At 58.9% G+C, this 26,432-nt stretch carries 24 protein-coding genes; 7 read left to right on the top strand and 17 right to left on the bottom strand.

Going from position 1 to position 26,432, the window contains the following annotated elements; genetic code table 11:
* Positions 1–49: 49 nt before the first annotated feature.
* The 7 genes from ACQUTP_RS23090 to rhaB form a co-directional block, all read right to left on the bottom strand.
* Complete coding sequence (locus ACQUTP_RS23090; protein WP_032455459.1) at positions 50–1,054, bottom strand: ABC transporter permease; 1,005 nt, start codon at positions 1,052–1,054, stop codon at positions 50–52.
* Positions 1,051–2,058, bottom strand: a complete 1,008-nt coding sequence (locus ACQUTP_RS23095; RefSeq protein ID WP_017899827.1) for an ABC transporter permease — start codon at positions 2,056–2,058, stop codon at positions 1,051–1,053. The genes ACQUTP_RS23090 and ACQUTP_RS23095 overlap by 4 nt, the downstream gene beginning before the upstream one ends.
* Positions 2,055–3,566: a sugar ABC transporter ATP-binding protein gene (locus ACQUTP_RS23100; RefSeq protein WP_032455460.1), complete on the bottom strand. Its 1,512-nt coding sequence runs from the start codon at positions 3,564–3,566 to the stop codon at positions 2,055–2,057. The genes ACQUTP_RS23095 and ACQUTP_RS23100 overlap by 4 nt, the downstream gene beginning before the upstream one ends.
* 133 nt (positions 3,567–3,699) lie before the next feature.
* Entirely contained in the window at positions 3,700–4,686 is a 987-nt protein-coding gene (gene rhaS / locus ACQUTP_RS23105; RefSeq protein ID WP_004203661.1) for a rhamnose ABC transporter substrate-binding protein, read from the bottom strand.
* Between the two features lie 81 nt (positions 4,687–4,767).
* Positions 4,768–5,598 carry a rhamnulose-1-phosphate aldolase gene (gene rhaD, locus ACQUTP_RS23110; protein WP_004203662.1) on the bottom strand — a complete coding sequence of 277 codons (831 nt, stop codon included), beginning with the start codon at positions 5,596–5,598 and terminating at the stop codon, positions 4,768–4,770.
* 149 nt (positions 5,599–5,747) lie between these two features.
* Positions 5,748–7,007, bottom strand: a complete 1,260-nt coding sequence (locus ACQUTP_RS23115; protein ID WP_004203663.1) for an L-rhamnose isomerase — start codon at positions 7,005–7,007, stop codon at positions 5,748–5,750.
* Positions 7,004–8,470, bottom strand: a complete 1,467-nt coding sequence (rhaB, locus tag ACQUTP_RS23120; RefSeq protein ID WP_032455461.1) for a rhamnulokinase — start codon at positions 8,468–8,470, stop codon at positions 7,004–7,006. Before rhaB ends, ACQUTP_RS23115 begins: the two co-directional genes overlap by 4 nt.
* A gap of 310 nt (positions 8,471–8,780) precedes the next feature.
* On the opposite strand from rhaB, the gene rhaS (ACQUTP_RS23125) reads away from it, so the two are divergent.
* The gene (gene rhaS / locus ACQUTP_RS23125) at positions 8,781–9,617 is read left to right on the top strand and encodes an HTH-type transcriptional activator RhaS (RefSeq protein WP_004203665.1); all 837 of its coding nucleotides are present in this window, start codon (positions 8,781–8,783) and stop codon (positions 9,615–9,617) included.
* Positions 9,618–9,690: 73 nt separating this feature from the next.
* Positions 9,691–10,536: an HTH-type transcriptional activator RhaR gene (rhaR, locus tag ACQUTP_RS23130; RefSeq protein ID WP_004203666.1), complete on the top strand. Its 846-nt coding sequence runs from the start codon at positions 9,691–9,693 to the stop codon at positions 10,534–10,536.
* Positions 10,537–10,568: 32 nt separating this feature from the next.
* Here the strand turns inward: rhaR and rhaT are convergent, their stop codons facing one another.
* Positions 10,569–11,603 (bottom strand): L-rhamnose/proton symporter RhaT, encoded by a 1,035-nt coding sequence (gene rhaT / locus ACQUTP_RS23135; RefSeq protein ID WP_004203667.1) that lies wholly within the window; start codon positions 11,601–11,603, stop codon positions 10,569–10,571.
* A gap of 289 nt (positions 11,604–11,892) precedes the next feature.
* Here rhaT and sodA point away from each other — a divergent pair, with 289 nt between their 5' ends.
* Together sodA and yiiM are read left to right on the top strand one after the other, a co-directional pair.
* The gene (sodA, locus tag ACQUTP_RS23140; protein WP_004203668.1) at positions 11,893–12,513 is read left to right on the top strand and encodes a superoxide dismutase [Mn]; all 621 of its coding nucleotides are present in this window, start codon (positions 11,893–11,895) and stop codon (positions 12,511–12,513) included.
* 72 nt (positions 12,514–12,585) lie between these two features.
* Positions 12,586–13,260 carry a 6-hydroxyaminopurine reductase gene (yiiM, locus tag ACQUTP_RS23145; protein WP_032455462.1) on the top strand — a complete coding sequence of 225 codons (675 nt, stop codon included), beginning with the start codon at positions 12,586–12,588 and terminating at the stop codon, positions 13,258–13,260.
* A gap of 63 nt (positions 13,261–13,323) precedes the next feature.
* On the opposite strand, the gene cpxA is transcribed toward yiiM, so the two are convergent.
* The gene (cpxA, locus tag ACQUTP_RS23150) at positions 13,324–14,697 is read right to left on the bottom strand and encodes an envelope stress sensor histidine kinase CpxA (RefSeq protein WP_004203670.1); all 1,374 of its coding nucleotides are present in this window, start codon (positions 14,695–14,697) and stop codon (positions 13,324–13,326) included.
* Positions 14,694–15,392 (bottom strand): envelope stress response regulator transcription factor CpxR, encoded by a 699-nt coding sequence (gene cpxR / locus ACQUTP_RS23155; protein WP_004203671.1) that lies wholly within the window; start codon positions 15,390–15,392, stop codon positions 14,694–14,696. The genes cpxA and cpxR overlap by 4 nt, the downstream gene beginning before the upstream one ends.
* Before the next feature lie 149 nt (positions 15,393–15,541).
* On the opposite strand from cpxR, the gene cpxP reads away from it, so the two are divergent.
* From cpxP to pfkA, 3 genes are all read left to right on the top strand, one after another.
* Positions 15,542–16,045 carry a cell-envelope stress modulator CpxP gene (gene cpxP, locus ACQUTP_RS23160; RefSeq protein ID WP_004203672.1) on the top strand — a complete coding sequence of 168 codons (504 nt, stop codon included), beginning with the start codon at positions 15,542–15,544 and terminating at the stop codon, positions 16,043–16,045.
* A gap of 159 nt (positions 16,046–16,204) precedes the next feature.
* On the top strand, positions 16,205–17,107 hold the full coding sequence (gene fieF / locus ACQUTP_RS23165; protein WP_002882907.1) for a CDF family cation-efflux transporter FieF: 903 nt from the start codon (positions 16,205–16,207) through the stop codon (positions 17,105–17,107).
* A 196-nt stretch (positions 17,108–17,303) separates the two neighbouring features.
* A complete protein-coding gene (pfkA, locus tag ACQUTP_RS23170; RefSeq protein ID WP_002882911.1) occupies positions 17,304–18,266 on the top strand; it encodes a 6-phosphofructokinase in 963 nt (320 codons plus the stop codon).
* 61 nt (positions 18,267–18,327) lie between these two features.
* Here pfkA and rraA read toward each other — a convergent pair whose 3' ends face one another.
* The 7 genes from rraA to priA form a co-directional block, all read right to left on the bottom strand.
* The gene (gene rraA / locus ACQUTP_RS23175; protein WP_002882913.1) at positions 18,328–18,813 is read right to left on the bottom strand and encodes a ribonuclease E activity regulator RraA; all 486 of its coding nucleotides are present in this window, start codon (positions 18,811–18,813) and stop codon (positions 18,328–18,330) included.
* A 92-nt stretch (positions 18,814–18,905) separates the two neighbouring features.
* Positions 18,906–19,826, bottom strand: a complete 921-nt coding sequence (gene menA / locus ACQUTP_RS23180; protein ID WP_064183868.1) for a 1,4-dihydroxy-2-naphthoate polyprenyltransferase — start codon at positions 19,824–19,826, stop codon at positions 18,906–18,908.
* A 69-nt stretch (positions 19,827–19,895) separates the two neighbouring features.
* Positions 19,896–21,230, bottom strand: coding sequence for an HslU--HslV peptidase ATPase subunit (hslU, locus tag ACQUTP_RS23185; protein ID WP_004203674.1), 1,335 nt, complete (start codon positions 21,228–21,230; stop codon positions 19,896–19,898).
* Between the two features lie 9 nt (positions 21,231–21,239).
* Positions 21,240–21,770: an ATP-dependent protease subunit HslV gene (gene hslV / locus ACQUTP_RS23190; RefSeq protein WP_002882918.1), complete on the bottom strand. Its 531-nt coding sequence runs from the start codon at positions 21,768–21,770 to the stop codon at positions 21,240–21,242.
* 91 nt (positions 21,771–21,861) lie between these two features.
* Positions 21,862–22,827, bottom strand: a complete 966-nt coding sequence (ftsN, locus tag ACQUTP_RS23195) for a cell division protein FtsN (protein ID WP_004203675.1) — start codon at positions 22,825–22,827, stop codon at positions 21,862–21,864.
* A 93-nt stretch (positions 22,828–22,920) separates the two neighbouring features.
* Complete coding sequence (gene cytR / locus ACQUTP_RS23200; protein ID WP_004203676.1) at positions 22,921–23,949, bottom strand: DNA-binding transcriptional regulator CytR; 1,029 nt, start codon at positions 23,947–23,949, stop codon at positions 22,921–22,923.
* A 150-nt stretch (positions 23,950–24,099) separates the two neighbouring features.
* Positions 24,100–26,295 carry a primosomal protein N' gene (gene priA, locus ACQUTP_RS23205; protein ID WP_032455464.1) on the bottom strand — a complete coding sequence of 732 codons (2,196 nt, stop codon included), beginning with the start codon at positions 26,293–26,295 and terminating at the stop codon, positions 24,100–24,102.
* Positions 26,296–26,432: the final 137 nt, after the last annotated feature.

Here is a 26,432-nt window from a genome sequence, read left to right on the forward strand (position 1 = left end):
CCCTCACCCCGCCCTTCTCCCTTGGGAGAGGGCCAGGGCGAGGGGGAAATTAACATCGTCTTCGCTGCAGCATCCGCCGGGCCATAATCGGCAGGGAGATCACCACGATCAGCATCGCGCCGATAATCACCGACATCACGATGCCGGGTACGTTCAGCAGGCTCAGGCCGAAGGTCACCAGCCCCATCAGAAAGGCGGCGATGATCACCCCGGGCATGCTGCCGGAACCGCCAAGAATATTGACGCCGCCGAGCACCGCCATGGTGACAACCGCCAGCTCCCAGCCCATCGCCAAAGTGGGGCGGGTACTGCCGAGCCGTGAGGTCAACAGGATCGCCGCCAGCCCGGCCATCAGCCCGACCAGCGCGAACAGCGCGAGGTTATGTCGCTTCACGTTGATCCCGGAGTACCAGGCGCCGGTCGGGTTATTGCCGATGGCATAGGTTCGGCGGCCAAAGTTAGTTTTATGCAGCAGGAAGGTGAAGGCGGCCGCGAGGAGGATAAACAGCGCAAACTCAAAAGAGAGCGCCCCCCACACGTACCCCTGGCCGAACCAGGCAAAGCTCTCCGGGTAGTGGTTGAGCGCCTGATCGCCCAGCAGGATATAGGTGATGCCGCGATACAGGCTCATGGTGCCGATGGTGATCACGATCGACGACAGGTTAAAACGCGTCACCAGGATACCGTTGAACAGACCGCATAGCAGACCCACGCCCAATCCGACCAATACCAGCAGCGGCGTATCCATCCCCGCCGCCGCGCAAAAGCCCATCACCGTTGAGCTGAGCGCCATCGTCGAGGCTACCGAAAGGTCAATTTCGCGGGCGATAATCAGCATCGCCATCGGCAGAACGACGATCGCCTTCTCAGTAAAGGTGAAGGTGGCGTCCGACAGGTTCCAGATATTGAGGAAGTAAGGGGAAGCCAGGGCGTTGCCGATAAATACCGCGAGGGTCACCGCCAGTAAAAACCCTTCCCAGCACAGCAGGCGGCGCAGCGGCGACGGCACGGCCGGGGCGTTTTTCATCTCTTCAGATACCATCATCTTGCTCATGATTTCATCCCTTGTTTCTGCCGGGCTAACGCCGCGTTACGCAGGATTAACCGCCCGTGACCGCGATTGCCGCGCTCGTTAAGCAGCACCGCCATGACGATCACTGCCCCGGAAATCGCCATTTGCCAGAACGGCGAAATGCCGATCACCGGCAGGGCATTATTGATGACCCCGAGGAACAGCGCGCCGCACAGGCAGCCCAGTACCCGTCCGCTTCCGCCCATGGTGCTGATACCGCCGATCACGCAGGCGGCGACCACCTGCAGCTCAAAGCCGTTCGCCACATCGACATAGGCGACAGCGAAGCGCGAGATCCACAGATAGCCGCAGAAGCCGGCCAGCGCGCCGGAGAGGCAGAAGCTGACGAACTGCATTTTCCCGGCGTTAATGCCGGTGTAATACGCCGCCGTCGCGTTGCCGCCCGCGGTATACAAGGCCCGGCCGGTGCGGCTGTAGCGCAGGAAGTAACCCACCAGCAGCAGCGCGGCGATGGCGCACCAGCTCAGCAGCGGCAATCCCAGGAGGGTGCTGCGCGGCAGACTGAGAAAATCAGCGCTCATCTGATGTGAGTTAACCCAGCCACCGTCGGTCAGCAGGAAGATAATGCCGCGATAAATGCTCATGGTGCCCAGGGTCACCACGATGGCGGGAATGCCGAGGCGCCAGACCAGCAGGCCGTTAATCATCCCCATCAGCAGGCCCAGCAGGGTTGCCAGCGCCAGCAGCGCTACCACCGGAATACCCGGATTATGGGCATTGAGCAGGGCGACGATCATCCCGGTCAGCGCCAGGTTGGCGGCCATCGACAAATCGATGCCTTTGGTGAGCAGCACCATCATCTGTCCGAGGGCGAGAATGATAAGGATGGCAGTATCGTTAAACATCTCCACCAGATTACCCGGTGAAACGAACGACGGCGCCCGGCTGCCAATGGCGCCGATCATCAAAATGATGACCAGCGCCAGCAGCGCTTCGCGATGCTTCAGCCATGCGTGTCCCATCATGCTGCCTCCTGGCCGATGCCGCTGGCGGCGCTAACGATGGTTTCCGCCGTCGCTTCCCCGGCCCGGTACTCGGCGACCATCAGCCCTTCGTGCATCACGATAATCCGGTCGGCCATGCCCATCACTTCCGGCAGCTCTGACGAGACCATAATCACCGCCAGCCCTTGGCTGACCAGCTCGGACATAAACTGATGCACAGCGGCTTTTGAGCCGATATCGATGCCTTTGGTCGGCTCATCGAGGATGATCACCTCGGGCTGGGTCGCCAGCCATTTGCCGATCACCACTTTCTGCTGGTTGCCGCCAGAGAGGGTCTCCACCGGCTGCCGCCAGCTGGAGGCTTTAACCTGCAGGCGCGAGGCGTACTCGTCCGCCAGCCGCCATTCCCGGGCGTCGTTCAGGACGCCGTTAGGATTGAGCTTGCTCAGCTGCGGCAGACTGATGTTCTGGGCGATAGGCAGGGCGATGATCGCCCCCTGTTTCTGTCGCTCTTCCGGTACGCAGACGATGCCCGCGCGGATAGCGTCGGCGGGTTGGCGAAAGCGCATGGGGCTGCCGTTCAGTCGGATCTCGCCGGAGGAGGGATGCGTTACGCCGGAGAGCGCCTGCATCAGCTCGGTGCGTCCGGCGCCCACCAGGCCGTAAAAGCCGAGAATTTCTCCCTTGCGCAGGCTGAAGCTGATATCGGCAAACTCGGTAGGATGACAAAGATCGTTGACCTCCAGCACCGTTTCCCCTGGGGTACAGTCGACTTTCGGGTAGGTTTGGCTGATCGCCCGGCCCACCATCATCGACACCATCCGCTCTTCGGTAATATCGCTCATTATCCCGGAGCTGACGTACACCCCATCGCGCAGGATGGTGTAATAGTCGGCCAGCTCGAAAATTTCATCGAACTTATGCGAGATAAACAGGATCGCTTTGCCGTCCTGCTTCAGACGCTCAACGATGTGATAAAACTCCAGGATTTCATGCTGGGAAAGCGCGGCGGTCGGCTCATCGAGGATCACCGCCTGGGCGTCGAAAGCCAGCGCCCGGGCAATCGCCACCATGTGCCGCTGGGCGATGCTGAGCGTTTTTAACGTTGCCCGCGGGTCGATCTGGACTTCCAGCCGGGCGAGGATCTCGCCAGCCCGGCGGTGCATCGCCGGCCAGTCGAGCGTTTTGAGCAGCCCTTTATAAAGATACTGGCCGACGAAAATGTTTTCGCTGACCGAGAGTTCGTCAAACAGCACGGTTTCCTGGTGAATGGCGGTGATCCCTACCTTATGCGCCGACTCCGGCGTCGGCAGATGAATGGGAATCGCTTTATAGAGGATCTCCCCCTCTTCGGGCTGATAAATACCGGTCATCACTTTGACCAGTGTGGATTTCCCCGCGCCGTTTTCGCCGATGAGGGCGGTCACTTTGCCGGGCCAGAGATCGAGCTGCACGTTTTCAAGGGCGCGCACACCGGGAAAAATCTTGGTGATCCCCTTCAGCGACAGCAGTGGCGTTGATGCTGACATGATAGTTCTCCGTAAAATCGCCCCTCACCCCAAAGGGGAGAGGGAACGGTCCGGCGCCCGCAGGCCGCATCGCGCAGAGGGCCAGCCATTCCCCCTCTCCCTCTGGGAGAGGGCCGGGGTGAGGGAACAAGGGTTAGAAAATTTTCGAGAACTTATCGATGTTGCTCGCATCGTAGACAAACGGCTCGGCCATCGCGCCATTCCCTTCGGCGTCCAGCTTCACTTTGCCCAGCTTGCCCATACTGGCTTCGGTTTTGGTCGCCGTGCCTTTGACTAAATCGTCGGCCAGATAGGTGGCGGCGTAACCGAGGTCAATCGGGTTCCAGATGGCGAAGCTTTTGCTGGCGCCAGACTTGATCGCGCCGGCCATTTCCGACGGCAGCCCCAGCCCGGTGACATAGACTTTGCCAATTTTTCCCTGGTCCTTCACCGCCTGCGCGGCGGCAACAATCCCCACCGATGACGGCGAAACAATGACTTTCAGGTCCGGATATGATTTCAGCAGGCCCACCGCTTCGCGGTAGCTTTTATCCGACAGATCGTCACCGTAGGCGACGGTCACCAGATTGACGGACGGATACTGCGGCAGCACCTTTTTCATCTCCTCAATCCAGATATTCTGGTTAGTGGAGGTCGGGGTGGCGCTTAACACCGCCACATCCCCCTTCTCCACGTTCAGCGCCTTCAGCGCATCGGCGGCGAGCTTGACGTTGGTCTCGCCAATTAAGGCGTTATTGGAAGGATTAAGATGGATCTGGCGGCCTGCCGGCGCCACGCCGGAGTCCCAGGAAACCACTTTGATGCCGCGCTGCATCGCTTTTTTCAGCACCGGCACCACCGCGTCCGGATCGTTGGCGGAAATGGCGATCGCATCCACCCCCTGGGCGATCAACCCGTTCAGCACATCGATCTGCGCTTCGGCGGTGGTGGTGGTCGGGCCGGTGTAGATCACTTTGACATCACCTAACTCTTTGGCGGCCTGTTGGGCGCCAACGTTGGCGGCTTCGAAGAAGCCATTTCCCAGCGATTTCGCCACGAGGGCGATTTTAACTTCTGCTAAGGCGGAACCGGACAACGCCAGGGCGGCAACGGTGAGGATCAAGCTTGTCTTTGTTTTCATTGCTTTTACTCCACATGAGTCAGTTTTGTAGGGTTTGCAGGTGAGGCTTCGCCCCGTCTCGGTGAGCGGGGCGCGATGTTGTTATGGATAAAGATCTAACGCGGACTGCAGCGGCTGGACGTTGAAGCGTTTGCCAAGAGCGATAAGCTCTTCGCGAGTGATGGTCTGCTTCATCCCGCCCATGGACAGGACTTTCACCAGCACTTCGGCGGACTTCTCGGCAGTGTCGATCAGGCCGAAGGTCTCATCCAGGGTTGGGCCGCTGCCGAAGACGCCGTGGAACGGCCACAGCACCAGCGAGTGTTTTTGCATGGTTTCCGCAGTCGCCTGGCCGATTTCATCGGTGCCTGGCACCATCCACGGCAGAATGCCGACGCCATCCGGGAAGACCACCAGACATTCGGTGCTACCTTCCCACAGCTTGCGGGTGAACAGATCGCTGTGGTTCTCCAGGACGTAGGTCAGGGCGATCAGATTGGTGGCATGACAGTGCATGATCACCCGGTCCTTGCCGTCGGTCAGTTTGATGCGCTCGCTGTGCGACAGGAAGTGTGCCGGCAGCTCGGAGGTCGGCACCGCATCCTCCGTCAGACCCCACAGGATATGGTATCCCGCGCCGTCGCTGTCGACTTTCACCACGCCAAGGTTAGCGGCCGGGTCGAGCTGGACATTACGGAAGAATTTGCCGGAACCGGTGACGATAAACGGCTGGTTGGCCAGGGTTGGCATCGGCTGGCTGAGGGCGATATAGCGGGGTTTAGCGTGGAAATCCGCCGCGTAAGGTTCGATATCCGCCTCATCCAGACGCAGCGTCAGGTTGCCGCCGTTGCGCTCGTCCCAGCCTTTCAGCCAGGCGTCGGAGGTGGCTTTGATCATGCCCTGGACGAACCAGGCGTCGATAATGGTCTGCATAGTCTTGTCTTTCCTGTTGATTCGGTGAGGGGTTGACCCCCTCACCCTAAATATGTGCGTGCCCCCGGATTGCGCCGTAAACGGCTTATCCGGGCTACCGGTTCGTAGCCCGGGTAAGGCGTCAGCCGCGACCCGGGGAAGCCCGTGCATTACCCGCGCTGGCTCAGAACCGCATTCTCATAAGCCCGCACGTTGTCCAGCCACTGGCTGCCCGCCGGCGTGTCGTGACGCTGGCAGTACATCTCCCAGATGGCCTGCCACGGCAGGGATTTTTGCTCTTCGAGTAGCGCCAGGCGGGCGGTGTAATCGCCGTCGTTCTCCAGCTGGCGCAGCTGGTTGGTCGGTTCCAGCAGGGCGCGCAGCAGCGCTTTTTTCATATTGCGGGTACCAATCACCCAGGCCGCGATGCGGTTGATGGAGGCATCGAAGAAGTCGAGGCCGATGTGCACGCGGTCAAACAGGTTATGGCGAATGATTTCGCTGGCGATGGCCTGAGTCTCATCATCCAGCAGTACCACGTGGTCGCTGTCCCAGCGCACCGGGCGGCTGACGTGCAGCAGCAGGCGCGGGATGTAGAGCATGGCGGCGGAGATCTTGTCGGAGATGACCTCCGTCGGGTGGAAGTGGCCGGCATCCAGGCACAGCGCCGTCTGGCGGCTGGTGGCGTAGCCCATATAGAACTCGTTGGAGCCGACGGTGTAGCTTTCGGCGCCGATACCGAACAGCTTGCTCTCGACGGCGTCGATGTGGTGCGCCGGGTCGAATTTTTCGCTGATGACTTCATCCAGCGCGTTCAGCAGCCGCTGGCGCGGCGCGAAGCGGTCAACGGTAATGTCCTTCATGCCGTCCGGCACCCAGATATTCATCACCGACGGGGTGCCCAGCTGCTCGCCAAAATAAGCGGATACGCGGCGGCTGGCTTTGCAGTGGTCGATCCAGAACTGGCGGATCTCATCGTTGGCATGCGACAGGGTAAAGCCGTCGGCGCTCAGCGGATGCGAGAAGCAGGAGGGGTTGAAATCCAGCCCCAGTTTGTTGGCTTTCGCCCACTCGACCCAGTTTTTAAAGTGCTCCGGCTTTATCTCATTGCGCGCCACCGGCGCGTCGGCTTCCAGATAAATAGCGTGCAGGTTGAGACGTTTTGGCCCCGGAATCAGGCTCAGCGCCTGCTCAAGGTCGGCGCGTAGCTCCTGAGCATTGCGCGCTTTGCCCGGGTAATTGCCGGTGGCCTGGATGCCGCCGGTCAGGCTTCCCGCCGGGTTTTCGAAACCGGCGACGTCGTCACCCTGCCAGCAGTGCATGGAGACGGGCAGACGGTCCAGCTGGCGCAGGGCCTCCTCGACATCCACGCCGACGGCGGCGTAGCGCTGCTTAGCAATTTCCCAGGCTTGTTCAAGTTGAGTGGTCATGCGCAAAGCTCCTTGGTCTGTTGTGGCTGAAACTGCGCCACGAAACGGGCAATTTCACTATCAGGATTGGGGGTAAAGGCGGTGAGGGATGCGTTGCCGTGCACCACCTGACGAAACTCATCGACGCTGGCCAGCTCGTCGAGGGTCATTAACTGGATGCCGATATTGCCGAGGGTGGAGGCCTCTGTCGGGCCGGCCACGACGGCGATCCCGCAGGCGTCGGCGCACAGCTGGTTGAGCAGTTCGTTCTGGCAGCCGCCGCCGACGATATGCAGCTGGCTAAAGGGCTGGCCGCGCAGCGCCGCCAGCTCGTTAAGCACCCGGGCGTAGAGCAGCGCCAGGCTGTCGAAAATGCAGCGCGCCAGTTCGGCGTCGCTGTGAGGAACCGGCTGGCCGGATCCGCGGCAGGCGGCCTGGATCTCGGCGCTCATACTGGCCGGGTTGATAAAGCGGTCGTCATTGCAGTCAATGATGAAGCGACACGCCGGCAGTGCGGCAGTGCGGGCGATCAGCCCCTGCAGGTCGCTGACGTTTTGTTCTTTCAGCACCCGCTGCAGCAGCCACAGGCCCATGATATTTTTCAGCACCCGATAGCGGCCTTCGGCTCCGCCTTCGTTGGTGATATTGGCCTGCAGCGCCGCGTCGCAGGTGTAAGGGGTCAGGCTTTCAAACCCCATCAGCGACCAGGTGCCGGAGGAGAGATAGGCGGCGTGGCCGTCGGCCAGCGGGGAGGCGATCACCGCGCTGGCGGTGTCGTGACTGGCGACGGCGACCACCGGAATACGGTTGCCTTGCGGGCAGATCCAGTGGCCTGTCACATTGCCGGGATGCGTCGGGGTGCCAAACCACTCGCGCGGCGCGCCGGTCCAGTTCAGCAGCGTCTCATCCCAGTTATCGCTGTGGATGTTGACCAGCTGGGTGGTGGTGGCGTTGGTATATTCCCAGTTCAGATTGCCGGTCAGGCGGAAGCTGAAATAGTCGGGGATCAGCAGGGCATGGGCGGCCTGACTGACCAGCTCCGGCTGCTGTTCCACCAGGGCGCGCAGCTGATAAAGGGTGTTAAACGGCAGAAACTGAATGCCACTGCGGCGATAGATCTCCGCCCGGCCCAGCTGTTCTTCAGCGTGACGTAGCAGGCCCTGGGTGCGATCGTCACGATAGGAGACCGGCAGCCCGACGCGCTGACCCTGCTTATCCAGCAGGACATAATCCACGCCCCAGGTATCGATGCCGATGCTGTCGATCAGGATGCCCTGCTCACACACTTTCTCCAGCCCGCGGCGGATCTCGCCTTCGAGGCTATCGAGATCCCAGCAGTCGAAGCCATCCACCTTCTGCAGGCTGTTGGTGAAGCGATGAATTTCACGCAGCGTCAGGGCGCGCGGCCCGGACTGATAGCTGGCGAGCATGACCCGCCCGCTGGAGGCGCCTAAATCGACGGCGACACAATGACGAATACTCATGGAAAGACCCTTCTTAAAATCATTGTCCGCAGTCTAAAAAAGGGCGCTGACTCACACCTTCTCGCTACGGACAGCCGAAACTGGCCGCTGGCAAGAAAGCAAAGGTGACCGTGAGGAAAATCACAAATTGCGGTTTTGGGCGGTGGTGAGGAGGATGTGATGGGGTCCGCAGTTCCGCATCTTTCCGGCTGATTCTTGAAAAAGCGGCAGGATTTACGAATTTTGCGGTCAAAAATTGAAGGTCGGATAGCCAACCCTTCATTACTATCAGCCGGTGACTGATAATTTTTCTCATTACGAGGGTGGCATCATGACCATATTGCACAGTACGGATTTCTTTAAGGCCGGGATCTCGACGGTGGCTATTGAACCCCGCCTCCCTCAGTCGGCCTTTCCTGAACATCACCATGATTTTCATGAAATTGTCATCGTGGAGCAGGGTACGGGCATTCACGTCTTCAATGGCCAGCCCTATACCATCGGCGGCGGCTCGGTCTGCTTTATTCGCGATCACGACCGGCATCTTTACGAGCACACGGACAATCTGTGTCTGACCAACGTGCTTTATCGCGCGCCGGATGCGTTTCGGTTTCTCGCCGGGGTCAGCCAGCTGTTGCCCCAGGAGCAGGAGGGCAACTACCCGTCGCACTGGCGGGTGAACCAGACGGTTCTGCAGCAGGTGCGGCATATCGTGGCGCAGATGGAGGCCATGGGGAGCGAAACGGATACCCATGCCGTCGCCAGCCGTGAGATCCTGTTTATGCAGCTATTGGTGCTGCTGCGGAAAAGCAGCCTTGCGGAAGAGGCCACCAACAACGATGCACGGCTTAATCAGCTGCTGGCCTGGCTGGAAGACCATTTTGCGCAGGAGATCTGCTGGGAGGAGGTGGCGGCGCAGTTTTCGCTATCGCTGCGTACACTACACCGTCAGCTGAAGCAGCAGACCGGCCTGACGCCGCAGCGCTATCTCAATCGGGTGCGCCTGATGAAAGCCCGCCACCTGCTGCGCCACAGCGATGAAAGCGTGACGGATATCGCCTATCGCTGCGGATTCGGCGACAGTAACCACTTTTCGACGCTTTTTCGCCGCGAGTTTTCCTGGTCGCCGCGCGATATCCGCCAGGGGCGCGACGCTATTCTTCAGTAACGCGAGAGGAGTCAACGTATTGCGGAGCAAAAACGCGAATAATGCGCCGTTATCCGCGTTGGGAGTGTGAGCCGTGGCCGGTTTGATTCTACGTAAAGAGGAATTTTTCCCTTCCGCCACGCAGGCGGTGGCGGTGGCTGACCGCTACCCGCAAAACGTCTTCGCTGAACACACCCATGAGTTCTGCGAGCTGGTGCTGGTGTGGCGGGGCAACGGGCTGCATGTTCTCAACGACCGTCCCTGGCGCATTACCCGCGGCGATCTGTTCTATATTCGCGCCGAAGATAAACACTCCTATGCTTCCGTTAACGATCTGGTTCTGCAGAACATCATCTATTGCCCGGAGCGGCTGCAGCTCAATTTCGACTGGGCGGGGGCGATCCCTGGCCTCTTCGGCACCCCGTGGAAGCCCCACTGGCGCATGGGCAGCACCGGTATGGCGCAGGCGCGTCAGGTGATTAGTCAGCTTGAGCATGAGTGTTCCCGGCACGATGCGCAGGGGAATGCGATGGCCGAGCTGTTGTTTGCTCAGCTGGCGCTGACCCTCCAGCGGCATCGCTACGCGACGGATAATCTGGCGGCGACGCAGCGCGAAGCGCTGTTGGACAAACTGCTGGCCGCGCTGGCGGCCAGCCTGAGCCGCCCCTTTGTCCTGGAGCGTTTCTGCGAGCAGGAGGGTGGCAGCGAGCGGGCGCTACGTCAGCAGTTTCGCCAGCAAACCGGGATGACCATCAATCACTATTTACGCCAGCTGCGGATCTGCCATGCGCAGTATCTGTTGCAGCATACCGAGCGCTTAATCGGCGATATCGCCATGCAGTGCGGCTTTGAGGACAGTAACTACTTTTCGGTGGTGTTCAGCCGGGAAATCGGCATGTCGCCGGGGCAGTGGCGGCAGCGCAGTCGCGCCGCCGCCTGAAGCGCGTCTTTGTCAGGCAAATGCTCCGGTGCTTAACGGGCCATTCCCAGACCGACGATGTTGGCGGCGATGATGATCACCACGCAGCCGAGGCTCAGGACGCTCACCGGACGACGACCGGCGTTGTTCCACTCCTTCAGCACCAGACCCACCAGACCGCCGCACAGTACGTAGAAGCTCATGTGCAGCATCCAGCTCATATAGTCATACTGCGCCGGAATGCTGGCGTGGCCCCAGGCATAGAAGAAGAACTGGAGATACCACATCAGGCCGCCGAGGGCGGAAAGCAGCAGGTTGCTGATGATGAGGGGTTTGGCCAGCGAGAAATCGGCTTTGACGGACAGGCTCTTCACTTTTGCCAAACGAATAAAGCAGAAGCCAAGGTTAACCAGCGCCCCGCCGCCCATAATCACCACGTAGCTTGGCAGCGCCGCATATAACGGGTCGACGCCGAGCGCCGCGGCGGCATCATGCATCGGTTTGGCGGCGTTCATCGCGAACGACATCCCTGCCGAGAAGATACCGCACATCACCGCCAGCAGAAGCCCTCTCTTCAGATTGAACTCTTCGGCTTTGATGCCCATTTTGCGCTCTTTCAGCTGGCCCGCGCGGGTGACGATGCCAACGCCAACCACCGCCACCAGCACGCCGAGCAGCGTCATTTGACCGCCCTGGGTGTGCATCAGCACTGAAAACTGACCGTTAATAATCGGCGTCATCAGCGTACCGACAATCAGCGTGATGCCAATGGCGATGCCAATCCCCATCGACATGCCGAGATAGCGCATGGTCAGGCCATAGTTGATATTACCGATACCCCACATGGCGCCGAACAGAAAGACCGGCAGCAGCGTGGAGGCGTTAAAGGAGCGGTAGTAGGCCCAGAAATCGGGTAACAGCGTGGCGCTGATGGCCCAGGGCAGGATCAGCCAGGAGACGATCCCCCCGACCGACCACATGGTTTCCCACGACCAGTGTTTTACTTTCTTGAACGGGGCATAGAAACAGGCGGCACTGGCGGCCCCTATCAAATGCCAAAAAATACCCATCGTAATCGCGTGGTTCATTGATTTTATCCTCATCTTTTTTTATCGGAGACGGCGGCTTCCGATGCGATGAGTGTAAAAATTAGCCGCTTTGGCCGCCTTCAGGACGTTGCCACAGGATGGCGAACTCTGGCAACCATGGGCTTAATTAGTTGTTCTACATCACAAAACGGCGGGTATTTCTTCTGGTTATATCCATATGAAAAATACGGCATTGATAAGCATTTTCAATACCATTTAATTAACTATAATGGACAAACTGCTTACGCGGCGTTAACACTTGAGCCGCTCGACAATAATGGAGATGATTATGAGCTATACCCTGCCATCCCTGCCGTACGCTTACGATGCTCTGGAACCGCACTTCGACAAGCAGACGATGGAGATCCATCACACCAAACACCATCAGACCTACGTGAACAATGCCAACGCCGCGCTGGAAAGCCTGCCGGAGTTCGCTAACCTGTCCGCTGAAGAGCTGATCACCAAGCTGGATCAGCTGCCGGCTGACAAAAAAACCGTACTGCGTAACAACGCCGGCGGCCACGCGAACCACAGCCTGTTCTGGAAAGGCCTGAAAACCGGTACCACCCTGCAGGGCGACCTGAAAGCGGCTATCGAGCGCGATTTCGGCTCTGTGGACAACTTCAAAGCGGAATTTGAAAAAGCCGCTGCTACCCGTTTCGGTTCCGGCTGGGCGTGGCTGGTCCTGAAAGGTGACAAACTGGCCGTTGTCTCCACCGCTAACCAGGATTCTCCGCTGATGGGCGAAGCCATTTCCGGCGCTTCTGGCTTCCCGATCCTGGGTCTGGACGTGTGGGAACACGCTTACTACCTGAAATTCCAGAACCGTCGCCCGGACTACATCAAAGCCTTCTGGGATGTGGTGAACTGGGACGAAGCTGCAGCGCGTTTTGCCGCCAAAAAATAAGGTTGCAATGTGCTAAGAGAGAAGCGAGTCTGATGGCTCGCTTTTTTTATATCGGTAGCAAGGAGAGCAGAGATGCATTATCCGGTGAATGTCTTTGTTGGCAAAATCAGGGACTACACGGGCAGTCGTCCCAGCGCGATCGGCAAAATCCAGGTTGACGGCGAGTTGCAGCTCGGCGATCTCGGTCTCGAAGGGGATGAGCAGGCGGAGAAGAAAATCCACGGCGGGCCGGACCGCGCGCTGTGTCACTATCCGCGCGAACACTATGCCGACTGGATCCGTGAATTCCCCCAGCAGGCCGATCGGTTCTGCGCCCCGGCGTTCGGCGAAAACCTCTCCACCACCGGGCTCACCGAACAAAACGTCTACATTGGCGATATCTTTCGCTGGGGCGAGGCGCTGATCCAGGTCACCCAGCCGCGCTCTCCGTGCTTCAAGCTCAACTTTCATTTTTCGATCAATGACATGGCTCAGCTGATGCAAAACAGCGGGAAGACCGGCTGGTTGTATCGGGTGATCGCCGGGGGGAAAGCCTCCAGCGATGCACCGCTCGAGCTGGTCTCTCGCCTGAGTGAGGTCAGCGTCCATGAGGCCGGGGCGATTGCCTGGCATATGCCGTTTGATGACGATCAGTACCACCGCTTATTGTCGGCCGCGGGCCTGTCGGTGAGCTGGAGCAGAACCATGCAGAAGCGCCGTTTAAGCGGTAAGATCGAGGATAGTTCGCGGAGATTATGGGGGAAATAATTCCCCCATATTGAGTATTTCCGGGGATGCTCCCGGCTTAGCGTAGCGCAAGCCGGGATAGCATCAGGTGCGCTTATACAGCGGCAGCCAGAGGGTTAAGCGCAGACCGCCCAGCGGGCTGTCGTCGGCCTTCACCCAGCCACGGTGCTGCTGAATAGCGGTTTCGACAATCGCCAGCCCCAGGCCGGTGCCGCCGGACTCGCGGTCGCGCGCCTCGTCGGTCCGGTAGAATGGCCGGAAAATCTGCTCGCGATCCTCCGGACTGACTCCCGGGCCGTCGTCATCGACGTTAACCGTAATCCCGTCTTTATCCACCGAGAAGCTGACGGAAATCTTCGTGTGCGAGTAGCGCAGGGCGTTGCGGACGATGTTCTCCAGCGCGCTTTCCAGCGCATTGGGGTTACCGTACAGCGGCCACGGGCCAGGAGGATACTCAACGGTGAAGGATTTACCCATCTGCTCGGCTTCAAACGCCGCGTTGTCCAGCACTTCGCTCCACAGCTGATTGGCTTTGACCGTCTCGCTCACCAGGGCGTTTTTCGCCTGATTGCGCGACATCACCAGCAGGTCGTTGATCATGCTGTCCAACCGGTGCGCTTCAGTTTCGATGCGCTCCAGCTCCTTGCTCTCACCGCTGCGGCGGCGCAGCAGGGCGGTGCCCAGCTGCAGGCGCGTAAGCGGCGTGCGCAGCTCGTGCGAGATATCGGACAGTAGCCGTTGCTGGCTGGTCATCATCCGCTCCAGTGCCGTCACCATCTGGTTAAAGCTGGCGCCGGCGGCTAAAAACTCCTGCGGTCCAGCTTCCAGCTCCGGATGCTGCCGCAGGTTGCCCTGGGCGACCTCGTCGGCGGCATTTTTCAGCTTACGCGCTGGTTTCGCCAGGCTCCACGCCAGCCACAGCAGCAGCGGGGCGCTAACCAGCATTGTGACGATCAGCAGCAGCAGCGGCCGGTCAAACAGCAGGTTGATAAAGTCGGATTGTGAGGTGCTGGCGGGACGGATCAGATACAGCTGATAGTTATCCTCCCCATCCCTGACGGAGAACGGGCCCACCATTTCCAGGCGGCCATAGCGTTTTTTCTGCGGATGATCGGCGTTATCGGCCTGGCCGATAAAGTTGCGAATGATCTGCATCTCGTTGCGTTCTGCGCCGATCACGCGGCCTTCGCTGGTCACCAGCAGCAGGCGTTGCCCAGGAGGCGCCCATTTATCGATGGCGCGAAACAGACGACGCCACCACATCAGGTCGTTTGGCGGATCGTTGGCCAGCTCGGCCTCGACGTGCTGCTCGATCATGATGCCTTGACGCTGCTCGCTTTCCAGCAGCTCGGTCATCTGCCGGGAGTCCAGTTTGGGCAACATCAGCACCAGCATCAACACCAGCGCCAGCGTGAGCCAGAAGATGGCGAAGATGCGTGCAGTCAAACTTCCAATCATGAAGCGGAAACCATCAGATACCCGCGGCCACGCAGCGTTTTAAACCACGGATGGCCATCTTTGCGCTCCGGCAGCTTACGCCGCAGGTTGGAAATATGCATATCGATAGCGCGGTCGAACGGCGTCAGGCGCTTGCCTAACACTTCCTGGCTTAAATGTTCGCGTGACACCACCTGGCCGAGATGCTGCGCTAACAGATAGAGCAGGGTGAACTCGGTGCCGGTGAGCTCCAGCGTCTGGCCATCGAAATTGGCTTCCTGACGGCCCGGATTGAGGCTTAAGGCATCCACTTCCAGGGTCGGCGAACCGGCTTCGGTCGTCTGCTGCTGTTCGCTCCAGTGGGAACGGCGCAGAATCGCGCGTATACGCGCCACCAGTTCACGATCGTTGAACGGCTTAGGCAAATAGTCATCTGCGCCCAGCTCGAGGCCGAGAACGCGATCCAGCTCGCTCCCGCGCGCTGTTAGCATGATAACCGGTGTCTGGTGTGTCTGACGCAGCTCTTTCAGCGTATCGATACCGTTTTTCTTCGGCATCATTACGTCGAGCAGCAATAAATCAATGCTGTCGTCCAGAAGGGCCAGCGCCTGTTCCCCATCATGGGCCACCAGCACGTTAAAACCTTCCATATCGAGCAGCTCTTTTAACAGGGAGGTGAGCTCCCGGTCATCATCAACTAACAGGATTTTATTCATTGTTTAAATACCTCCGAGGCAGAAATTACGTCATCAAGGCCCGCTAATCCATGACTTTACGTTGTTTTACACCCCCTGACGCATGTTTGCAGCCTGAATCGTAGACTGTCTCTCGTTGAATCGCGACACAAACGTTTTGGGAGTATGTGATGCGCAATGTTATCGCTGCCGTCATGGCCTCAACGCTGGCGCTAAGTGCAATTAGCCAGGCCGCTGAAGTCGTTACCAGCGTTAACTGGCTCCCCGGAGACGAAGGGGGACAGCGCGGTAGCCAGAGCCATATGTTTGACGGCATAAGTTTAACCGAGCAGCAACGTCAGCAGTTACGGGATCTTATGCAACGGGCGCGCCACGACAGGCTCCCCGTTAATGTTAGCGAAATGGAGACAATGCATCGCCTTGTCACCGCAGAAAATTTTGATGAAAACGCTGTGCGCGCTCAGGCAGAAAAGATGGCGCAGGAACAGGTTGCTCGCCAGGTCGAGATGGCTAAGGTCCGCAACCAGATGTACCACCTGCTTACGCCAGAGCAGCAAGCGGTTTTAAATGCTAAGCACCAGCAACGTATGGATCAGTTGCGTGAGGTTGCAAGGATGCAGAAAGGCTCAGCGATGATGCTTTCGAGTAGTAGCAACACCCTGCAACCCCAGTAACAAACCCTGTTTTCCTTGCCATAGACACCATCCCTGTCTTCCCCCCTCATGATGAGGGGGTTTTTTTTGCCCTTTTTTCGGCAAATCAACTTCTTCGCCTGTCCCGTGAGCGTCACAAGTTCAGGTTATACTAAGCGCAGTGCAGGAGAAGGAGCCTATATGAATCAATCTTATGGCCGGTTGGTCAGCCGCGCCGCTATCGCTGCGACAGCGATGGCCTCTGCGTTACTTTTGATCAAAATTTTTGCGTGGTGGTATACCGGTTCAGTCAGTATTCTGGCTGCGCTGGTGGATTCGCTGGTGGATATTGCCGCCTCGCTGACCAACCTGCTGGTGGTTCGCTATTCGCTGCAACCAGCTGATGAAGAACACACCTTTGGCCACGGCAAAGCGGAGTCGCTGGCGGCGCTGGCGCAAAGCATGTTTATCTCCGGCTCGGCGCTGTTCCTGTTTCTCACCGGTATTCAGCACCTGGTGCGTCCGGAGCCGCTGCAGGCCGCCGGCGTCGGGGTCGTTGTGACGCTGATCGCTCTCGTCAGCACGCTGGCGCTGGTGACTTTCCAGCGCTGGGTGGTGCGAAAAACCCAGAGCCAGGCGGTGCGGGCGGATATGCTTCATTATCAGTCTGATGTTATGATGAACGGCGCCATTCTGGTGGCGCTGGGCCTATCCTGGTACGGCTGGCATCGCGCCGATGCGTTGTTTGCCTTAGGAATTGGCATCTATATTTTATATAGCGCGCTGCGGATGGGCTATGAGGCGGTTCAGTCGTTACTCGACCGCGCTTTGCCTGACGAGGAGCGTCAGGACATTATCACCATCGTGACCGCATGGCCCGGCATCCGCGGGGCGCACGATCTACGAACGCGGCAGTCAGGGCCGACCCGCTTTATTCAGATTCATTTGGAAATGGAAGATAACCTCCCGCTGGTGCAAGCCCACGTGATTGCAGACCAGGTGGAGCAGGCGATTCTGCGCCGTTTCCCGGGATCCGATGTCATTATCCATCAGGATCCCAGTTCTGTGGTGCCAGCGGCGCAGCAGGGCTTTTTTGAGCGTTAGGTTATAGTCTGTAAACTCGATGTAAAAATGTGGGTCAGCTCGGCATTTTTTGTATAAATTACCGCCGTTTGGTCTGACCTGAATCAATTCAGCTTGAGGCGTTTGATATACTATTGTCATTAGCGTCGTGCACTCCTGGTGAGGGAGCGCTTCAGGCAACAGAATTATTTTTTGCTTCCTAAGTTCAGAGGTAGTCATGATTAAGAAAATCGGTGTGTTGACAAGTGGCGGTGATGCGCCGGGCATGAACGCAGCAATTCGTGGCGTTGTGCGCGCGGCATTAACGGAAGGTCTGGAAGTTTTTGGAATCTATGACGGTTACCTCGGCTTGTACGAAGACCGTATGGTTCAGCTCGACCGTTACAGCGTTTCCGACATGATCAACCGCGGCGGCACCTTCCTGGGCTCCGCTCGCTTCCCGGAATTCCGCGAAGAACACATCCGCGCTGTGGCTATCGAAAACATGAAGAAGCGCGGCCTGGACGCGCTGGTGGTTATCGGTGGTGACGGGTCCTATATGGGGGCGATGCGCCTGACCGAGATGGGCTTCCCTTGCATCGGCCTGCCGGGCACCATCGACAACGATATCAAAGGCACTGACTACACCATCGGCTTCTTCACCGCTCTGAGCACCGTGGTGGAAGCGATTGACCGTCTGCGCGACACCTCCTCTTCGCACCAGCGTATCTCCGTGGTGGAAGTGATGGGCCGTTACTGCGGCGACCTGACTCTGGCGGCGGCGATTGCTGGCGGCTGTGAGTTCATCATGGTGCCGGAAGTGGAATATACCCGCGACGATCTGGTGGCTGAAATCAAAGCCGGCATCGCGAAAGGGAAAAAACACGCTATCGTGGCGATCACCGAGCACATGTGCGACGTTGACGAGCTGGCCAGCTACATCGAGAAAGAGACCGGCCGTGAAACCCGCGCCACCGTCCTCGGCCACATTCAGCGCGGTGGTTCCCCGGTTCCTTACGACCGTATCCTGGCTTCCCGCATGGGCGCCTATGCGATTGAGCTGCTGCTCCAGGGCCATGGCGGCCGTTGCGTCGGCATCCAGAACGAGAAGCTGGTGCACCACGACATCATCGATGCCATCGAGAACATGAAGCGTCCGTTCAAGAACGACTGGCTGGATTGCGCGAAGAAACTGTACTAAGTTACGCGCCGGATAAACAAAAGGCCTTCTCATGGAGAAGGCCTTTTTTATGGCGCAAGGCTTATTCGATATCCAGCGGGTCTTCCGACAGGATCATCCCGGTGTTATCGGCATACAGATGGTCGCCGCTGAAGAAGGTCACGCCGCCGAAATTGACGCGCACGTCGCTTTCGCCGATGCCTTCGCCAGCTGCGCCGACCGGAATGGCCGCCAGCGCCTGGATGCCGATATCCAGTTCCTCAAGGTCGTCAACCTGGCGCACCGCGCCATAGACCACCAACCCTTCCCATTCATTCTGTACGGCCAGACGCGCCAGGTCAGCGTCAATTAACGCGCGTCGTACTGAGCCGCCGCCGTCGATCAGGAGAATATGACCACGGCCATTCTGCTCGAGCAGATCGTAGAGCAACCCGTTATCCTCGAAACATTTTACCGTAATGATCTGTCCACCAAACGACGACCGTCCTCCAAAGTTAGAGAACAGCGGTTCCACGACGTTGACATCTTCCTGGTAGATGTCACAAAGCTCGGAAGTATCGTATTTCATAGGCTTAACGTTCAGTTGCTGCGAGAGTTTTTAGTATATCCCGCGAATCGCATTGTTGGCAAAATCATCAATTGTTAATTGATATTTGTCAGTTAAGCCGCCAGCTTACTGGCAATAATCCCGATAACAAACAGCAGGTTGGTCAGTAAAGCCCCTTTGACCGTCTTTTCGAGCATCGGCCGCATCGCCAGCGGATCGGATTCGCGCAGGACGTAACGCGCCTGTTTGACCAGCAGCGGCGTGGCGAGAATAAACAGCCAGCCCCAGGCTGAATGCAGCGCCAGCAGGTTAAACAGCGCCAGACACAGCAGGGCGCCGAGCAGCAGGCAGGCATGATAGCGGCGGGCATTCACCGGCCCCAGGCGCACGGCGAGGGTGTTCTTCCCGTTCTGCCGGTCGCTGTCGATATCACGCAGGTTATTGATGTTCAGCACGGCGGTCGCCAGCAGACCGCAGGCCGTTGCCGGCAGAAAGATGGCCGCTTCCACATTATGCGCTTGCAGATACCAGCTGCCGAGGACGCTCAGCCAGCCGAAGAAAACGAGTACCGAAATATCACCAAGGCCGATATAACCATACGGGCGGGTGCCCACCGTGTAGGTGATGGCGGCCACGATCGACAAGCCACCCAGCGCGAGGAAGCCGATGAAATCGCCGACGCTCTGCCAGGCGACGCACAGCAGCGCCAGACCAAACAGACAGATCAGCGCGACGGTGACAATCAGGGCGCGCTTCATCTGCTGGGGGGTAATCAGCCCTTTCTGCATCCCGCGCAGCGGCCCGATGCGGTCCGGTTTATCGCTCCCCTTGACCGCGTCGCCGTAGTCATTGGCGAGGTTGGAAAGAATTTGCAGCAAGCCAGCGGTGACCAGCGCCAGCAGGGCGACCCAGGGATCAAAATGCCCCTGCTCCCAGGCAAGGACGGTGCCAACAATAATCGCGGCAAATGCCAGCGGTAACGTTTTAGGACGCAGGCTTTCCAGCCACGCCTGAGAACGGCTGATATCAGTCATAGTTATTCTAGCCAATAAAAATGGGGGCGATAGCCCCCATCAACAGTGATGAAAATGCATTGCACCGGATTATAGGATAAAACGGCTCAGATCTTCATCTGCCACCAGAACATCCAGGTGCTTACTCACATATTCGGCATCGATAGTGACGGTCTGGCCGTTCATCTCGCTGGCATCATAGGAGATATCTTCCACCAGGCGCTCCAGCACGGTGTGCAGACGGCGCGCGCCGATGTTCTCGGTGGTTTCGTTTACCTGCCATGCGGCCTGAGCGATACGCTTGATACCGTCTTCGGTAAATTCGATATTCACCCCTTCGGTCGCCATCAGCGCCTTGTACTGCACGGTGATGGAGGCGTTCGGTTCAGTCAGGATGCGCTCAAAGTCGTGGGTGGTCAGCGCCTTCAACTCAACGCGGATCGGCAGACGCCCCTGCAGTTCCGGGATCAGATCGGACGGGCTGGCCACCTGGAACGCGCCCGAGGCGATGAACAGGATGTGGTCGGTCTTGACCATCCCGTGCTTAGTGGAGACGGTGCAGCCTTCCACCAGCGGCAGCAGGTCGCGCTGTACGCCTTCACGGGAGACGTCCGGGCCGGAGGTGTTGCCGCCGCGCTTACAGATTTTGTCGATTTCGTCGATAAAGACGATACCGTGCTGCTCTACAGCGTCGATGGCCTCCTGCTTCAGCTCTTCCGGATTGACCAGTTTGGCCGCTTCTTCTTCAATCAGCAGCTTCATTGCGTCTTTGATTTTCAGCTTACGCGGTTTCTGCTTCTGGCCGCCGAGGTTCTGGAACATGGACTGCAGCTGGCTGGTCATCTCTTCCATGCCCGGAGGGGACATGATTTCAACGCCCATCGGCGCCGCGGCGAGATCGATTTCAATCTCTTTATCGTCCAGCTGGCCTTCACGCAGTTTCTTACGGAACGCCTGGCGCGCCGCAGACGGTTCCTGCGACGGCTCAGTCTGGCCCCAGTTGTTCTTCGCCGGTGGGATCAGCACGTCAAGTACGCGCTCTTCAGCCAGCTCTTCCGCGCGGTAACGGTTCTTTTCAATGGACTGCATACGAACCATTTTGATCGCCGCATCGGTCAGATCGCGGATGATAGAATCCACTTCTTTACCGACATAGCCCACTTCGGTGAACTTCGTCGCTTCAACTTTAATAAACGGCGCGTTGGCCAGTTTCGCCAGACGACGAGCGATTTCGGTTTTACCGACGCCGGTTGGGCCGATCATCAGAATGTTTTTCGGCGTGACTTCATGACGCAGCTCTTCGTTAAGCTGCATCCGGCGCCAGCGGTTACGCAGGGCGATAGCAACAGAACGCTTGGCGGCGTCCTGGCCGATAATGTGTTTGTCCAGTTCGCTGACAATTTCGCGTGGGGTCATTTCAGACATGGGAGATCCTTACGCTTTAGAAGGTAATTCTTCGATGGTGTGGAAATGGTTGGTATAGATGCAGATATCACCTGCAATATCCAACGCTTTCTCGGCGATATCGCGCGCGCCCATATCGGTGTTTTCCAGCAGCGCGCGGGCCGCGGCCTGGGCGTAAGGACCGCCGGAGCCGATAGCAATCAAATCGTTTTCCGGCTGTACCACGTCACCGTTACCGGTGATGATAAGCGACGCGTTTTCGTCCGCGACGGCCAGCAGCGCTTCCAGCTTGCGCAACATCCGATCGGTTCGCCAGTCTTTAGCCAGCTCAACGGCGGCCTTCACCAGATGGCCCTGGTGCATTTCCAGTTTACGTTCAAACAGTTCGAACAGCGTGAAGGCGTCGGCGGTGCCGCCAGCGAAACCGGCAATCACTTTGTCGTTGTACAGACGACGCACTTTTTTCACGTTGCCCTTCATTACGGTGTTGCCCAGCGTGGCCTGGCCATCACCGGCAATAACAACATGGCCGTTACGGCGAACACTTACAATTGTAGTCACGAGCAGACCCCTTGGTTGCAAAAGCGGAACAGGGGCCCCGCGCTGTCCGCGGGGCCGAATGCAATTATAGATGGGGGGGTTTTTGAGGGTTTCAACCCCTGGCGGCGAGACGAATGCAGTTCGCGTGTCCAGCCATCTTCAGGCGGGTGATCATCTCGTTGGCGCTTTCTTTGCCTTTCAGCGGGCCAATGACCACGCGGTTCCAGCCGTTGTTGGTGGTGATGTGCGAAGCAAACCCTTCGAAAGCCAGCTGAGCGCGGACGGTTTCGGCCTGCTCGGCGCCTTTAAAGGAGCCGCACTGGATCATCCAGCTACGATCGTCTTTCTTCTCGGCGGTGGTTTTCGGCGCTTCTTCCACCCGAGTTACCGGCGCCGCGGCCTGGGTACGCGGCTGCGTGGTATTGGTATGCGCTGGCGTCTGCAGCAGATCCTGGTACGGCTGCTGGTTTGACGCGGTCTGCTTCGGCTGTTGCTGCTGGACCGGCTTCGGCTGCTGAACGCGCGGCGGCTGCTGCACGGTCTGCGGCTGAGTTTGCGCCCACTGTTGCTGTTGCGCCTGCTGCTGTTGCTGCGCTAAACGCTGGCGCTGTAGCGTCTGCTGGCGCTGGGCCGGCGTTTGTTCGTTCCACGGCACTTCGGTCAGCTGAGTCGGCTGTTGACGCATATCGGCCTGCATCTGGGCCAGCAGCTGGCGCTGTTCGTCAGTCAGCTGCTCCGGTTTCATCACTTCGCCGCCGGCGGTCGGTTCGGTCGGCGCGCGAACGCCCGGCTGTCGGCTTTCCAGCTCTTTAATATAGCGCCAACGCTCTTCCGGTTTTGGCGGCAAGCCGTTGCCGGCGGCCTGGCGATTTTGCATCGCTTCCGCTTCTTCTTTCTTATGGTGCGTAATGAAATAGAGTCCACCGATAAAGGCCACCAGCACAGCCGCCGCGATCGCCACCATAGCCGGTGAAATTGCCGGAAGGCTGCTTTGCTTATTCCTTGAGCTTCGGGTAGTGCTCTTTTTGCGCCGCGAAGAAGCCGGTTGGCTGCGGCGTACATAATCTCGTTGTGCCACTATCGTTTCGCTGTCTTATATTCGTTCGTCAGCCCGCCATGTTACTTAAGCGGCGGGCCTTTGACCAGAAGAGCAGGCCCGAAAGCCTGATGGTTATCGTCTGATTTTTTGCGTACTGCCGCGAACTATCAGTTCGCAATCGAGCAGGCGCGAGCCGCTGTTCACGTTATGACCCTGCATTTGCTCAAGTAATAGCAGCATTCCTTCACGGCCGATATCAAAACGCGGCTGTGACACGGTGGTCAATGGCGGATCGCAAAATTCAGACAACGCGATGTTATCGAAGCCGACAATCGACAGGTCGTCCGGCACTTTCAGACCGCGGCGTTTCGCCAGCGATAAGGCGCCCAGCGCCATCACATCGCTATGGCAAAAGACCGCCGTGGGCGGTACCGGCTGCGACAGCAGCTGCTCCAGCGCATTGGCGCCAGCTTCGAAGGTAAAGTTGCCGCGAGCGATATAGTGCGGATCAACGGTGATACCGCTGCGGCGCAGCGCCTGCACGTAACCCTGCAGGCGATAATGGCACAGCGGCATATCTTCCGGGCCGGCGATGCAGCCGATACGCTGGTGTCCCAGCTCGTGAAGGTAGTTTACCGCGTTAAAGGCCGCCGTCAGGTTATCGATGTGGACGGTGGGCAGCTCCAGCTCCGGCGCGAACTCGTTCGACATGACCATCGGTGGCAAATTGCGCTGCTCTTCCACGCTGGCGTCAAACGGCAGGCGCGAGCTGAGCAGCACCATGCCGTCAATCTGCTTGGTGATGATAAGGTCGATAAAGGTTTTTTCTTTCTGATTCTGGTGGGCGCAATCGCCGATTAACACCAGATATCCATGCTCGGCGGCAGTGACTTCAATACCGCGGATCACTTCGCTAAAAAAGGGATCGCAGATATCCGGAACGATCACGAGGATCGTCCGCGATTCGTTGCGCTTCATATTGCGTCCGAGCGACTGCGGTAAATAGCCGACTTCCAGCGCCGCCTGCTCGACCCGGTTACGGGTGGCTTGCGACACCTTATCAGGGTTCATCAACGCTCGGGACACGGTTGCCGTGGAAACGTTTGCCTTTAAGGCGACGTCTTTCATGGTGGCGGCAACCACTTGTTTTTTGGGCTTCACCTGGTTTCTCCTCGCTGAATGGCGCTGGCATTTCCCTTGCGCGCTAACTGCTGCATCTTTTTTATCAGATAGTCGCGGCAGTGAGTTACAGAATTTTCATGAAAAACGTGATGCTTGTTGAATTTTTCGATCCGGCTCGCAAGAGAAGGCTTACCCTTCAATAGGATCGACATCCAGCACCCACTTCACTTTTTTCGCCTCCGGCAGCGTATTGATCAGCGCCAGCGTACCGCTGACGATATGCTGCAGGCGCACCCGCGAAGGATGCTGCAGCAATATCTGCCACCGCCAGCGGCCGCCGCGCTTCGGCGCCAGCGCCGGAACCGGACCGAGCACCCATAGCTTGTCGTCGGCCAGCGGACTGGCCTGCAGCAGATTGCGCAGCTGCTGTAAAAACAGCGGCGCCTGCTGGTTGTTATGGTCTTCCGCACGAATCAGCACATGGCTGGTCCACGGCGGTAGCTGCATTGTCTGCCGCTCTGCCAGCGCCTGTTCGGCGAAAGCGTCGTAGCCTTTATACAGCAGGGTCTGCAGCAGAGGGTGTTCCGGATGGTGGGTTTGCAGGATCACTTCGCCCTGTTTTCCTGCCCGCCCCGCTCGCCCGGAGACCTGGGTATAGAGCTGAGCGAAACGCTCGGCGGAGCGGAAATCCGCGGAAAACAGCGCCCCGTCGACGTCCAGCAGGGAGACGAGGGTGACGTCCGGGAAGTGGTGGCCTTTGGCCAGCATCTGGGTGCCAATTAAAATACGCGCCCCACCGCGATGGACGGCGGCGAGATGCTCTTCCAGCGCCCCTTTGCGGCTGGTGGTATCGCGGTCGATACGCGAAATAGGCACGTCAGGAAACAGCGGCGCCAGGGCCTGCTCCAGCTGTTCGGTGCCGATACCCACCGGCACCAGGTGCGTGGAGCCGCAGGAGGGGCACTGGCGCGGGATAGGGCGCTGACTGTCGCAATGGTGGCAGCGCAGATGGTGCTGCGCCTGGTGCAACGTATAGTAGCTGTCGCAGCGCGGACATTCCGCTATCCAGCCGCAGTCGTGGCACAGCAGCGCTGGCGCAAAGCCGCGGCGGTTAAGAAACAGGATCACCTGGTTATCCGCCTGCAGATGCTGACGCATACGGCCAATCAGCGCGGGAGACAGACCCGCCTGCAGCGGTTGCCCTTTGAGATCGAGCACGTGCTGCTGGGCAGGGCGCGCATTGCCCGCGCGTTTGCTTAAGGTTAACTGGCGGTATTTGCCCTGGCGGACGTTATGCAGGGTCTCCAGCGCCGGCGTCGCCGAGCCGAGAATTATCGGGATCTGTTCGCTGTGGGCGCGCCATACCGCCAGGTCGCGGGCATGGTAGCGCCAGCCCTCCTGCTGCTTGTAGGAGCTGTCATGCTCTTCGTCGATGACGATGACGCCGAGGTCTTTAAACGGGGTAAACAGCGAGGAGCGGGTGCCGATCACAATGGCCGCTTCGCCGTTTTTCGCCTTCAGCCAGGCCGAGAGACGTTCGCTGTCATTGAGCCCGGAGTGCAGGACTTCCACCGGCGCGTTAAAGCGCTGGCGAAAACGGGCGATGGTTTGCGGCGTCAGGCCGATCTCTGGCACCATCACCAGCGCCTGGCGCCCCTGCGCCAGCACATTCTCCAGCACGCTCAAATACACTTCCGTTTTCCCGGAGCCGGTAATACCCGCCAGCAGCCAGGCGGAGAAGCGATCGGCGGCGCTGTGGATCGCGCCGACGGCGGTGGCCTGCTCGGTATTAAGACGCAGGCGTTCGCCAGCCACCGAATACGCGCTGCGCCAGTCGGTGAGGGTGGGCGCTTCGCAGGCCAGCTCCGCCAGCCCTTTGCCGCGCAGCGCCTGCAGCGCCGCTTCATTAAATTCCAGTTCGCCGACCTGATGACGCCAGATTTTGCCCTGGCGCAGCGCCGCCAGCGCCTGCTGCTGCTTCGGCGAGCGTTTCAGACCGTTAAGATCGACGGCCTGCCCCTGCTCGGTGGCGAACCAGTACCACAGCGGCGTAGCGCTGGCGGGTTTACCCTGGCGCAGCAGAATGGGCAACGCATGGAACAGCACATCGCCGATCGGGTGATGGTAGTACTCAGCCGCCCACATCAGCAACCGCCAGACGGTACCGGAGAAGACCGGTTCGTCGTCCAGCGCTTCCGCGACCGGTTTTAGCTCGTCCAGCGGCAGCTCGCTGCGCTCGCTGACCGCCGCGACAATGCCGATCCGCTCCTGTTTGCCGAACGGCACCCGCACCCGACAGCCCGCTTTGACCGCCATGCCGTCAGGCAGCAGATAGTCAAAGGTGCGCGGTAGCGGAACGGGTAGGGCAACGTGGGCGACGGGCATGTCATCTTCCTGACTTGAAATCTGGCGGGATAGTATACACATTACGATAAGGCGGCGCGGATCAGTTTGCATATGCTGGTCAAATTCTGTATGATTCGCCGCCTTTGATGCGCTTTATATCGCATTGAAGATTGACC

This window comes from Klebsiella sp. 2-CIP_Kleb. (genome assembly GCF_050378715.1).
In the GTDB taxonomy this organism is placed as follows: Bacteria; Pseudomonadota; Gammaproteobacteria; order Enterobacterales; family Enterobacteriaceae; genus Klebsiella; species Klebsiella quasipneumoniae.